11 protein-coding genes are annotated in these 12,621 nt (G+C 41.4%); 6 read left to right on the top strand and 5 right to left on the bottom strand.

Going from position 1 to position 12,621, the window contains the following annotated elements; all coding sequences use genetic code 11:
• Positions 1–39 precede the first annotated feature (39 nt).
• Positions 40–927 (top strand): ABC transporter permease, encoded by an 888-nt coding sequence (locus ACFE90_RS05905; RefSeq protein WP_375498628.1) that lies wholly within the window; start codon positions 40–42, stop codon positions 925–927.
• A 36-nt stretch (positions 928–963) separates the two neighbouring features.
• Positions 964–1,362, top strand: coding sequence for a hypothetical protein (locus tag ACFE90_RS05910; RefSeq protein ID WP_375498630.1), 399 nt, complete (start codon positions 964–966; stop codon positions 1,360–1,362).
• Between the two features lie 78 nt (positions 1,363–1,440).
• Here ACFE90_RS05910 and ACFE90_RS05915 read toward each other — a convergent pair whose 3' ends face one another.
• Positions 1,441–1,878 (bottom strand): peroxiredoxin, encoded by a 438-nt coding sequence (locus ACFE90_RS05915; protein ID WP_375498632.1) that lies wholly within the window; start codon positions 1,876–1,878, stop codon positions 1,441–1,443.
• Positions 1,879–2,073: 195 nt separating this feature from the next.
• Between ACFE90_RS05915 and ACFE90_RS05920 the strand changes: the two genes are divergently transcribed.
• The 3 genes from ACFE90_RS05920 (at position 2,074) to ACFE90_RS05930 (ending at position 4,651) form a co-directional block, all read left to right on the top strand.
• The gene (locus ACFE90_RS05920) at positions 2,074–2,478 is read left to right on the top strand and encodes an Npun_F0494 family protein (protein ID WP_375498634.1); all 405 of its coding nucleotides are present in this window, start codon (positions 2,074–2,076) and stop codon (positions 2,476–2,478) included.
• Positions 2,479–2,798: 320 nt separating this feature from the next.
• A complete protein-coding gene (cobQ, locus tag ACFE90_RS05925) occupies positions 2,799–4,277 on the top strand; it encodes a cobyric acid synthase CobQ (protein ID WP_375498636.1) in 1,479 nt (492 codons plus the stop codon).
• A gap of 137 nt (positions 4,278–4,414) precedes the next feature.
• Positions 4,415–4,651 carry a 2Fe-2S iron-sulfur cluster-binding protein gene (locus ACFE90_RS05930; protein ID WP_375498637.1) on the top strand — a complete coding sequence of 79 codons (237 nt, stop codon included), beginning with the start codon at positions 4,415–4,417 and terminating at the stop codon, positions 4,649–4,651.
• 776 nt (positions 4,652–5,427) lie between these two features.
• Here ACFE90_RS05930 and ACFE90_RS05935 read toward each other — a convergent pair.
• The 4 genes from ACFE90_RS05935 to ACFE90_RS05950 form a co-directional block, all read right to left on the bottom strand.
• The gene (locus tag ACFE90_RS05935; RefSeq protein WP_375498639.1) at positions 5,428–5,871 is read right to left on the bottom strand and encodes an SRPBCC family protein; all 444 of its coding nucleotides are present in this window, start codon (positions 5,869–5,871) and stop codon (positions 5,428–5,430) included.
• 132 nt (positions 5,872–6,003) lie between these two features.
• The gene (gene zds, locus ACFE90_RS05940; RefSeq protein WP_375498641.1) at positions 6,004–7,443 is read right to left on the bottom strand and encodes a 9,9'-di-cis-zeta-carotene desaturase; all 1,440 of its coding nucleotides are present in this window, start codon (positions 7,441–7,443) and stop codon (positions 6,004–6,006) included.
• A 274-nt stretch (positions 7,444–7,717) separates the two neighbouring features.
• Positions 7,718–7,894: a CopG family transcriptional regulator gene (locus ACFE90_RS05945; protein ID WP_229552760.1), complete on the bottom strand. Its 177-nt coding sequence runs from the start codon at positions 7,892–7,894 to the stop codon at positions 7,718–7,720.
• A 2,245-nt stretch (positions 7,895–10,139) separates the two neighbouring features.
• Positions 10,140–11,777 carry a DUF6930 domain-containing protein gene (locus tag ACFE90_RS05950; protein WP_375498643.1) on the bottom strand — a complete coding sequence of 546 codons (1,638 nt, stop codon included), beginning with the start codon at positions 11,775–11,777 and terminating at the stop codon, positions 10,140–10,142.
• A gap of 327 nt (positions 11,778–12,104) precedes the next feature.
• Here ACFE90_RS05950 and ACFE90_RS05955 point away from each other — a divergent pair, with 327 nt between their 5' ends.
• Positions 12,105–12,461 carry an iron-sulfur cluster assembly accessory protein gene (locus ACFE90_RS05955; RefSeq protein WP_118161636.1) on the top strand — a complete coding sequence of 119 codons (357 nt, stop codon included), beginning with the start codon at positions 12,105–12,107 and terminating at the stop codon, positions 12,459–12,461.
• Positions 12,462–12,621: the final 160 nt, after the last annotated feature.

The raw sequence follows: 12,621 nt of genomic DNA on the forward strand, positions 1-12,621 counted from the left end.
CCCTAAACCCCAATCCAAAATCCAAAATCCAAAATTGCTATGAGCGTTACTCCTAAATCTGATATCAATTGGCAGCCGTTAGCATCGCCACAAGCAGATGCTAATCCTGCACCTAACTTTTTCGGTGAATTGGTACAAGAGACGTTGGCTTTAACTCGTCGCTTGTTTATTCAATTGCAACGGCGTCCCTCCACGTTGGTTGCCGGAATTATTCAACCAGTGATGTGGTTGGTGTTATTTGGTGCATTATTTCAAAATGCACCGAAGGGATTGTTCGGCAGTACGACAAATTACGGACAATTTTTGGCTGCTGGAGTAATTGTGTTTACAGCGTTTGCTGGGGCGCTGAATGCTGGTTTGCCTGTAATGTTTGACCGCGAGTTCGGCTTTTTGAATCGTTTGCTGGTAGCACCGTTAGCATCACGGTTTTCCATTGTCTTTGCTTCAGCAATCTTTATCATCAGCCAAAGTTTGCTGCAAGCAGCCGTGATTGTTGCAGCAGCAGCGTTTATTGGGGCTGGACTACCAGATGCAACGGGTTTATTTGCGATCACTCTAATTGTTTTCCTCTTAGCTTTGGGTGTAACAGCCATCTCCCTCGGTTTAGCTTTCGTTCTACCCGGACACATTGAATTGATTGCAGTGATTTTCGTCACTAACCTACCATTATTGTTTGCGAGTACTGCTTTGGCTCCTCTATCCTTCATGCCTCAGTGGTTGCAGGTTGTGGCTACCCTGAATCCCCTCAGCTATGCGATCGAACCCATTCGCTATCTGTATCTTCACAGTAGTTGGGAACTAGGTAGCGTAGTCATGCAAGCTCCTTGGGGTGATGTTACCTTCGGGGGAGCGTTGCTGGTATTGTTTGGCTTTGCCGTTGTCGCCTTACTGAGTATTCAACCCCAACTACGGCGAACTCTTGCTTAAAGAGATAAAATAGAGCAATTTTAGGGTCAAAGTCCCATGAAAAAATCATTTTTACAAATTCCTAGACTCTTTGTGGCTACCGTGGCAGGAATTAGCTTTGCTTCCTTGCTGATGGCTCAACCAAGTTCGGCTCAACAAGTCAGCCCAGCCGATGCTTTTCCCAGCAATAGTACAACAGACCAAAATACCGATCCCTTCTCCCGTTCAAACTCAGACAATTTCAACATGTTTGACCTGATTCATCGGGCAAATTTCGGGACTCTCAACTGGAATTCTAACCAACAAAACGAACAACTAGACTCAGCTGCAGCAGCCTTTAAAGCTAGGCAACAAAAACTAATTCGAGGTCAACAACAGCAAGCAACCCCCAGTTTGCCATCGTTTACACTACCATCAGCTACGCCGCCATCGGTTACACCACAATCAGGTAACTGAATTCAAGCAAAGAACCCCAAGCCTCTAGAGGCTCGGGGCTGAGACTATTTAAAAAATCCTTAGTTATCAGGTAAAAAACTACAGCCCAAGTGCAGCTAAAATATCGCTAGCATGGTTTGTGGTATTTACATTAGCGTCAACATGGGTAATTTTGCCGTTGGGGTCAATTACGTAGGTGACGCGCTTGGCATAACCGCCGCCATCCACATCGAAAGCTTTGATGAGGGATTTGTCGGTGTCAGCCAGTAGGGGAAAATTCAAATCATATTTTTGGGTGAATGCTTGATGAGAGACTTCATCATCAGCACTGACTCCCAAGATGACAATATCTTTACCTTGATATTGAGACTGGGCATCCCGAAAACTACAGGCTTGTTTGGTGCAGCCTGGCGTGTCATCCTTGGGGTAAAAATACAAAACGACCGTCTTCCCGGCAAAATCAGATAGCGAGACTGTATTGCCCTTTGTATCTTTAGCGGTAAATGCAGGTGCATCCGTACCAACTGCTAGAGGCATAATTAACCTTTCCTGTTTCAGATTGTTGATGCACTTGAAATTTTACATTAATTTATAATCATTAAATATAATTACTAAAAAATAGCATAACTATACTTTAGGTAACCCATTTTTGCTTAAATCAGATAGTTGGTACAAAGAAAAATATATTATTACATTAATTTTTATCAGAAGAAAAATTACTACCCATACACAATGCCTGCTGTTGATTCCCAAAACCCAAATATTTTTGTCTATCCTCAAAGCACAGTAGACAGAGCCGAGCGATCGCTAGTATGTTCGCCCTTCAATTTATCTTTATTTGAAGTCATGGGATACCAGAGTGTGTCATTAACTGCGATCGCTCTGGAAAATGGCCTCAAGCAGGGCTATACTAAACGCCCTTTATCAGAATTAGCCTGTGACAACGCCTTGGGCTGGCTGATTCAAGTGGGTGTATTACGCCGAGAAGTCGATGGTCAGGGGATTACAGATAGTTTTCGCCTCACTCCTTTGGGTCGCCAGTTAGTAGAACAATATCAGGGAAAAAATTGGCGGACACCTTCATGGCGCGATCGTTTATCTGATATTGTGATTCGTTGGTTACGGATACCTTTTTAGAATAAAAAACTAAAAAGTTAGGATTAGGGAATCAAAGGGAACAATATATACGGAAACGTCACATCTATTCATGAAGTCTTTACCATAATCATCTAATTGAAATTTCTAATGGTACTCGTAAAGAGATAAGGCAGAGGAGAAGGGTACTGCTCTTGCAAGGAAAATAAATTATACAGGAATTCTTTTCCTGTTCTCTACTCCCGTTCGGCTACGCTTACGGCAAGCCCGCTCCCCTGTTTTTTAACTGATGGACGGATTGCCATATAATTGTTAACTTCTAAAAATTCACCCTGTATCCTGAAAACTAACTAATAGCAACTATGAAATCAATTATGGTGGTGGGGACAACATCCCATGCAGGGAAATCACTTTTAACTACAGCTATTTGTCGCATTATGTCGCGGCGTGGCTGGCGAGTGGCTCCCTTTAAAGGTCAAAATATGGCTTTAAATGCTTATGTCACTGCCAATGGTGGAGAGATTGGCTATGCCCAAGCAGTGCAAGCTTGGGCGGCAGGAGTCGTGCCTTGGGTAGAAATGAACCCAATTTTACTCAAACCTCAAGGGGATATGACTTCCCAAGTAATTATTAAAGGCAGGTCTGTTGGTAAAGTTAGTGCCTCAGATTACTACGAGCAATATTTTGAACTAGGGTGGCGGACAATTGAAGAATCGCTACAGCATTTAGGAACAGAATTTGACATGGTGGTTTGTGAAGGTGCTGGTAGTCCAGCAGAGATTAACCTCAAGCACCGAGACTTAACTAATATGCGGGTGGCAAAACATTTAAATGCGCCAACGATGTTAGTAGTTGACATTGATCGGGGTGGTGCTTTTGCCCATGTGGTAGGAACGTTAGAGTTATTAGAACCAGATGAACGCGCCTTAATTAAAGGTATAGTAATTAACAAGTTCCGAGGACAGCGATCGCTCCTAGATCCGGGGATAAAATGGTTAGAAGAACGCACAGGTATCCCCGTTATTGGTGTTATACCCTACTTACAACAAGTTTTTCCAGCAGAAGACTCCCTTGATTTGCTAGAACGTGAATCCCATAAAGGCCAAACTGACCTCAACATTGCCGTCATCCGCTTACCCAGAATTGCCAATTTCACCGACTTTGACCCACTCGAATCAGAAAGCACTGTTTCAGTAAAATATCTCAGTCCAAAGCAAGATTTAGGACATCCTGATGCCGTAATTATCCCAGGTACAAAGACCACAATTGCTGATTTGCTACTGCTGCAAAAAAGCGGTATGGCAGAAGCTATCCAACACTATGCTGCTTCTGGCGGAACGGTTTTAGGTATCTGCGGTGGGTATCAAATGCTCGGACAAATGATCGCTGATCCAGAAGGGATAGAGGGACAAGCAGGCAGGTATCAGGGGTTAAATCTTTTACCAATCAGAACTGTAATTACCGGACAAAAAATCGCCCGCCAGCGCCAAGTTAGCTCAAATTATCCGCAACAGGGCTTGCCAGTAAATGGCTTTGAAATTCACCAAGGGCGATCGCGCATCGAACAGCAAGGTATAGACCCTCAATCCTACCATGCCCTATTTGACGATATTAATTTAGGGTTAGTGGATAGTTGTCAATCAGTGTGGGGAAGTTACCTCCACGGGCTTTTTGACAACGGCCCTTGGCGACGCGCTTGGTTAAATCGCCTCCGTCAACAGCGCGGTTTAAAATCTTTGCCCACAGGTGTTGCTAACTACCGAGACCAGCGAGAGCAGATTTTGGACTCCCTAGCCACTGAAGTAGAAAGCCATTTAGACTTAAGTCTGTTTTTGTCTTAAGCTAAAGTGCATAAAAATCGCACATTTTCTCCTTAAAACTGTCATTTGTCATTAGTCATTTGTCTTTACAAAGGACTAATGACAAATGACAAAGGATAATTTTTACGAGTCAATACTAATTTAAATGCGTAACATTGATGATTGTTCGTGTCCGCTTTTTACCAGATGATGTCACAGTAGATGCCGAAGTGGGAGAAGCCCTCTTAGATGTAGCAGACCGGGCAGGGGTATTAATTCCCATCGGTTGTCTGATGGGGTCTTGTCACGCTTGCACCGTGGAGTTAGAGGATGGAGAGATCATCCGTGCTTGTATCACCGCAGTACCGCCACGTGAGGAATTGACGATTAATTTGTTTAGCGATCCTACTTGGTAATGTCGCCCTGGTATGCTTAAGCACTTTAGTAGGTGGTAATTAATGTTGCACAATTTGCGCGAACTCAGCTTTTTTTGTTTAAATAATATTTTTATGTATTATTACTGATTCTTCTTACTTAAATAGTTTGTATATTAGCTTGTCAATGTGTGCCTTAACTATAAAATCGGGCGATCAAACTTGGTAATTGTTACTATTAAACGTGATCATCTCTCAAGTGCTTCAGTAGGCAAATAATATTTTATTAATAAAACACTATTTAGTCAGGTGACAATTATGGCAAGAGTTGTTCGTATTTAGTTTTCAAGCACTACAAACTTTAGCGAAGTAGGTTTAGAACATGGGTTGGTAAAAAATAAATAGCTTCCTAATAGTAAATATACTTATACTATTCTTCCTGAAAGATATTCACCATTAGACGGTATTAGCGATAATGTAAACCTAACGAAGCTATTGGAAAATAAAGGCTTTGAAGACACTAAGCTAGAATTATTAGAAGGTTATATTGGTTTTGAAAAAGTAACCGATTAAGCAAGTTTTAATATGTATAGAGATTAAATATAGTGTTATGTTTATCTCTCTAATTAAGTTGACTTCACTGTTTATTGTCAATCAACAGCCTATATTTTGGAAAGTTTTAAGCTTTAACAAGCCCCGATCAACTAATAATGCTACTTGATTGCATCTCCTCCAACTCTTAAAAATCCATATTTTCCCTATCAGACAGTAAGAAACTTTTACAGATTGTTTCCTACTGCCTGTTTTTGCCATATATATCAATTAGCTTTAACATTCAGCGCGTATTCTTTAAACCTTTCCAAATCAGCTTGAATCGTCGATTCAACTATCCGCCCCAAAAACAAGTTATCCATAATTTTGCCAATAATGCCGGGGATAGCGTAGGAAATGGTCATTTTAACAATGCTACTATTGTTGCGATCGTAAAAGCGAATCGCTCCCTGATTCGGCAAACCATCAATCGATTCCCATTGGATAATTTGGTTGGGAATAACTTTGAGAATTCGAGATTTCCAAGTAAATTCTAGACTGCCCGTCTTTAATTTCCAAAGAGATATATCTGGATTATCTGGCGGAACTTTCACCGAATCAATCCACTTCATCCACCGGGGCATTTGTTCCAAATCAGACCAGAGGCTCCATACTAAATCTATAGGAACTTCTACTTCTACCTGTACAGTATGCTCTAACCAATCTGACATTCTCTTTTCTCCCTTCTCTACGAGACGCTTTGCGATCGCGCCCTTTGCGACGGCAGTCGTTCATGGGGAAACCCCCAAGACCGCGCTGCCTCCCCTTTACGGTAGCCTGCGGCAAGCCACTGCGTGTCTACGTTATCTCTTCAAACTCTCCAAAATCACTTTTGCCGCCCGCCGTCCAGAAATAGTAGCACCTTCCATGCTGTCGATGTAATCTTGCTGAGTATAACTCCCTGCAAGGAAGAAATTATCTATTGGTGTCTTTTGGTTGGGACGGTATGCATCCATCCCTGGCGCTTCTCGGTAGAGAGACTGAGCAAGTTTTACCACGCTGTACCAAGTCATATTTAGCTCTCGCGACGAGGGAAACAGTTCATGCACTTGCTTGAGGACATGCTGTGCGATCGCTTCATTACTTTGTGCAATAAACGGATCTCCCGGTGTCAGCACTAACTGTAACAATGAACCCTGTCCTGGGCGATAATAATCAGCAGGGCTAGTCAACGCCAAATCGGCAAAACAAGAAAAGTCGGCATCGGCTGTGTACAGCAAATTATCAATTCCAGCCGCGTGCAAAAGCTGTTTACGTTGCTCTCCATCGTTCAGTTCAGTTACCCAACCATCGAAGCGTAACTGTACTGTAGCCACTGGCACTGCATCTAGTTTGTAGATATTGTCAAATTCTGACCACTTACGCCACTCGTGGGGTAGGATGCGTTGAATTCCTGGAACATCACAGGCAAAGACATAAGCATCAGCAGTGATAGTTTCTAATGTATCACCTTGGGCAACTACTATACCAGTGACGCGGGTTTGTTCGTCTAACTCTGTAAATTGAATTTCCCGAACTTGCCGACGCGTATAAACTTTGGTGCCTCTAACTTCTAAATATTCCAGAATGGGCTTGTGCAAATACTCATGGGGAGAACCTTCCAGCATCCGCAAAACAGAGGCTTCAGTTCTGACTGCAAATAACTGGAATATCGTTAACATACAACGGGCAGACATATTTTCGCAATCAATAAATCCCAGTGCGTAAGCAATGGGGTTCCACATACGTTTGATGCTGCCATTACTCCCACCGTGACTGCGGAACCAATCAGCAAAGCTAACTTTATCTAATTTGCGGATGGTTTTCATCGCCCCGTTAAAGTCTACCAACCCGCGAACTATTGGACTAGTACCCAGAGCGATCGCATTTTGCAGTTTATCCTGCAAAGATAGTTGAGAGGTCGTGAAAAATGCCTTTAAGCCATTGAAAGGCGCACCTGTTAGGAACCGAAAATCCAAAGCACCAGTGCGGCCTCCTTTATTAATAAAAGTGTGGGTATGTTCTTTGAGGCGTAAGTTTTCTAACACCCCCACTTTTTTCATCAAGTCAAATAGTTGGTAGTAGCAGCCGAAAAATACATGCAAACCCATTTCTAGATGGTTGCCATCGCCATCAACCCAACTGCCAACTTTACCACCCACAAACGGACGAGACTCAAAAATCTCTACTTCACAACCAGCATCAGTTAAATCTACTGCGGTTGCTAGTCCAGCAAGTCCCGCACCTACGATTGCAACACGCATTCCGTCGTTCCTTTTCAGTTTCTTTACAGATTGTAACTGGGTTGGTGTCGGAATTTGCTACTTAATATCAACTCCACCAGCATATTAAAGCATCGCAATTTCGATACTAAAATCTTTTTGATCACTCGTTTTAGTCCCGGCAATTGACCAGACGCGAAAAAAACGCGTCTGTATCAGCTACACAAACTCTTGTCCATAACGACGGACTCAAAAAAATATCATAGCTATTTTTTGGTAACAAAGCAGTTATCTGGTAACCCGTAAAAGCAACTTCTTACTTGTTTACATCTTTGTCGTCATCGGAGGCAGGCAAACTTCTAATCAGTTCGCGAATCACATCGGTTGCCGGTCTACCTGTTTGTTGACAATATTTTTCTAGCTTTTCCGCTTCCTGTGTTGCGAGATTGACGGTTATACGTTTAACAGCCCATTTTTTATTTGTCATTATCATGCTATCTGCTGGATATTTAGATCGTCGAAATATTTTAAATTAAAGAGGGAACCGATAAGGTTATCAGAATTTGTCTCAGGAAACAAGTAATATCATTAATATTAAAAATGTTCGTTTTGTCAAAGTATTCATCATTTCCTAAAAAAAATAAAAAACTACGCTTTATTTGTTACTATTGTGACAGGATAAAGACCACATAGTTGCTTCTGAAGATAATAACGCTACTAACATCATGAGTAAAGCCTGACAATGAAATTTTATAAATGAATTTGAGACACCTACTGTTGACTCAATCAAGATTTCCAAAGTTATTCTCCATCGGAAGTATTTGACCTTATCTCTTAACCAAGTTTGCCAAACCCACTTGGAGAGAACATCTCAGATAACACCATAAAATAAAGCTTCAGAATCATTATCATGCCGAAATGCTTTCTAACAGGCGGATTATAATCGTCTATAGAGGTTGTGAATAATCACTTAAAAGTAGGCAAATAAGCGTTCGCTCTAAAACAAACACCCATCTAAACCCATTACTTTAACCACGAAGTTAAGAGCTACTTGAACGTTTATGAATTTTGGCTATCTGGATCAAGCTGATTGGTTTTTTGCGCCAAAATAGTAACTACCAAAAAGGGTATAATACTCAGTTTTCTGGGTGTAAATAGCTGAGTTATTTGGTAAATTTTAACAGCATTATCTGTAATTTTACACAGATAGATGTTCGCCAAACAGATATGGTGTTAGTTGACTGTTGCCCATGACAATATTTTATTTTTGCTTCATGCTTTTACACTAACTTGCCGTAAAAATACGATGCAATCTAAGATGTGTTTTATCTTCTCTCTAGCGATATAGTTTGTCTTAGACTCAGTGCTTTTTTTCCCATTCATAGTATGTATCTATTGAAAGATTAGACAAATTATTTTTTGCAAATTTTGCATATACCATAACTTAGGCAGTAAATTTTTCACATATAAAAAATAAATTACTGCTAATATACTTTGGGTTTGCAAACATTTATTATTTAGTAAGTATACCCATAAAAAAAAATTGTATGTTCCGTTTTTTTAATTTATGTATTTATTATAGCTATTGTTTATACACTTTAAATAATCTTCATTTAGAGGCTAAATAAACTCATTCTCATGCTTTATAAAAAAATTACAAAGAAAAAGATATATTCTGAAATTTTGCTTAATTATATTGATACATAACAAGATGGAAAACTCAGAAAATAGTTAAAAAAAATATTTCCATATCTAGGTACGTCACCTAGATTTTATTAAACAGAACTTTACAGAGATTTTTTATTTACTCTGTATTGATTTATACTAGCTAATACTTATATAGAATGACTGGAAAAATTTCAAAATACAGCTACTTCATGAAATTGAGGTAAAGTTAGCTTCTAATTATTGTTCACCTACTGCTGTTGATATGTAGCAAAATTTAGAGAGAACTCTGAGCTAAAGGAAAATCCAGAGCGGAGAAAATCTCCGCTCTGGATTTTTCAATCTTTGGCTTTCTTAAAATCAGAAGTTTGAAAAGTTAAAAAGCCATAGGCTTGGGTTGTAGCAAGATCCCCGTAGGGGTACGAAGTGAAACCCAACAAATGCCCGAAAATGTTGGGTTACCCTGCGTGATCTTGCTACGTTCCTCAACCCAACCTACGCAAATTTATTTTTCTGCCTTAACTAAACCGTATTGAGTTAAAAAGAGGAAAGAGGGCAGGGGGAACCCCATACATAAATTTCTGGCTGCTGTAGGACGCATTATTTATTGTGAAAAGATCCCCACAAAGGTTGAGGCATATACAAATGCAAAAATCCTAAGTACTTTTTACTTCACTCAGGACTCAGTTGGTAAAAAGAAGAATGGTTAACCTTAAAAGATAAAGCTTTCCCTTTTTCTTCTCTCGAATGCAGTTTTAGTCAATGTGTGAATCAAATACCCATCAACTTACAGCACTTTGCAAGGAAGTGAGGCACAAAATGCAGGATTCACGCATCAGATATAAAGAGTTTGTACCTCCTGCCTCAAAACCCGTAGCTTTATACTTCATGCAAAGGAAAACTGCGTAAGTAAGTGAGTCAAATTAAATATAAAACCTCACCCTGCCTCCGGCTTCCCTCTTTTTAGCAAGGAAAGAGATTGAGTGTGAGGTTTGATCTTATGTTTATTACGCCCACCTACTTAATTTCTCATAACTACAATTTGAGATTGAGGATTGGGGGAATTCGTGCAACTATTCAAATTTAAGTTGGGGCATCAGTTGAAGAGTGCCAATACCTAAATCTTTAGGTGAAAGCGATCGCGCTTCAAACAAAGCCATCATATCTCGTAACTGAGGATTGCCACGAGAGGCTCCTGTTAGTCCTTTAGCAATGATTAAGCCACAGTAGCCCTTAGTATTTTTACATCGCTGATTCCATTTTTTCCGGGCTTCTACATGAATAGGATCTTCATCTAAAAATTCCCCAAATAAAAATAATTCGCCATTTTGAGTTTGTAATAAACCCAGGTCGTAGCGATCGCCATCGAAGGGATCGGCACCTGGATTAAAGCAAATCGCTCTCAGTCCCCCTGTTGTTTCAATTCTTTCAATTACAGTCTTAGCCTTGGGGCGGGAAGTTTGAATTAAAATTACCGGCAAACCGTCACCCACCTGTTTGATTTCACCAACCTGATGGTAGCTGACCCCTTTACGCAAGGACTCCAACATTTCCCAGGACACCACACCTAAGCTGAGGAAGGAATCTTCTGGTATCAAGTCATCTTGCAATGATTGGAAATTTTGGGAGTCAAGGTTTTCGCTCTCCTCGTCATCGATGTCAAAGTCTGCCATTTCCTCTAATTCTGCTGCTAACTGTGGCATGGTAGAGACTGTAACAGGCAGAGATTTAGTTGATTCTTCTGACTGCGGCAGAGAAATGCGATAGCGACGGCTGAGGGGAAGGAAGATGTCCTCATGAAGCTGGCGACGGTGATCGCGAATAAAGCGACTCAGGCTTTCGATCGCAACGAAGATTACCAGTGCTTCTTCGTCATACAAAACAGAACGTAGTCCTTCTAAGGGGTGGATATTACCAAAGGTTGGGTCAATTTCTGATAATGGCAGATCCGCCAAATCACTTTCTTCATCCTCATCTTCATCGGTTTCATCAGCACTCTCAAAGGTGAGAAATAAGCAATCTTGCTTAAGGAACGCTTCTTCTAGATGCTCCGTTGATTCTTCATCCGTTAAAACTGCGGCGCGAAACTGTTTTAAAGACTCTTCTGAGCGATAAAACAAAATCCCATACTCCATTCCCAGCATTCCCATGACTGAGGCATAGATTGTGCCAACATCCCACTTATTAATCTCGATTGACAAAATTTGCTGTTCTTCCAAAAATTCCCAAGGTGCTGCTTGCCAAATTGCAAATGCTTTCTCTCGCAAGATTTGTGCATATTGTGGAGGTAAGTCGGGGGTTTGACTATCGAGGATGTCAGCGAACCCGCGAAACAGTTCGTCAATTAAAGGCAGTTCTGGTGCGTAGTCAATGGCAATATCCAAATCTTGCAGCACCCCCCGCAGGTAAAATTGAATCTCGCGGTCTTTGACTACAATTCTTTGCGGTCTGGCAGGTCTTGCCGGACTGTGGGGATGCTCCATTGCTCGCATTAAGGTACGAACTATTGCTTCTGGGCCGATATCTGAAGCTACCACGTCCATTCCTCGAACCACACCTTGGGAGTAATCTACCCAAAGAATGCATTCTCCCTTTTCCTCATCTGAATGCTGGTTTGGTGATGACAATGGACGACGATCGCCCTCCCATACAGAAGGAATTTGAGTTAGTTTCTTCAACCGACGACTGGTAGAGCGATTAAAACTTGTCATAGAGTAAGTTAATCAAAAGAAGCAATTTGGAAGTAGACTTTGGGGGATAGCTAGCCTCGGATTAAGTTTTTATGGCTGCACCTGAAAGATAGTTGCTTCTGGTAACTGCCGCCAGGCTTGAACTCCAAAAATACCGAATCTCTAAACACACTGAGTCTCTCAATTCTAGAATAAAAATGTTTGGCTACTTTTGACGGAGTGTTTACAATTTGGCATCTAACGACATCTAAGCCGCTAGAATGAATACAAAAACACCAATGGCAACCCAAAGGCATTAACCAGCCGAGATAGGTAAAGCTTATACTAATTAAGGAGTTAAAAAAGCAGATGACACAAGCAATTCAGTCTCAACAACGCGGAATTCTGTTGAGCGAAGCCGCATTGCACCAGGTAAAATCCCTCCGGGACAGGCAAGGCACAGATTTCTGCTTACGGGTAGGAGTCCGCCAGGGTGGCTGTTCAGGGATGTCTTACATGATGGACTTTGAAGACACTAGCAAGATCACCCCACAGGATGAAGTTTTTGACTATGATGGCTTCAAAATTGTCAGCGATCGCAAGAGTCTATTATATCTCTACGGTTTAATGCTCGATTACAGCGATGCCATGATTGGCGGTGGCTTTCAATTCACTAACCCCAATGCTAACCAAACTTGCGGTTGCGGCAAGTCATTTGGGGTGTAATATTGTCATTTGTCATTTGTCCCTTGTCATTGGACGAAAGACAAATGACTAATGCCCCTTCGGGTGACGCTCGTACCGACGCTCGATGACTCGCTAACGCTACCGCTACGCTAGCACCAGTTGCTCATGGGGGAAACCCCCAAGACCGCACTGGCTCACT

The organism is uncultured Nostoc sp., assembly GCF_964245445.1.
GTDB lineage: Bacteria > Cyanobacteriota > Cyanobacteriia > Cyanobacteriales > Nostocaceae > Nostoc.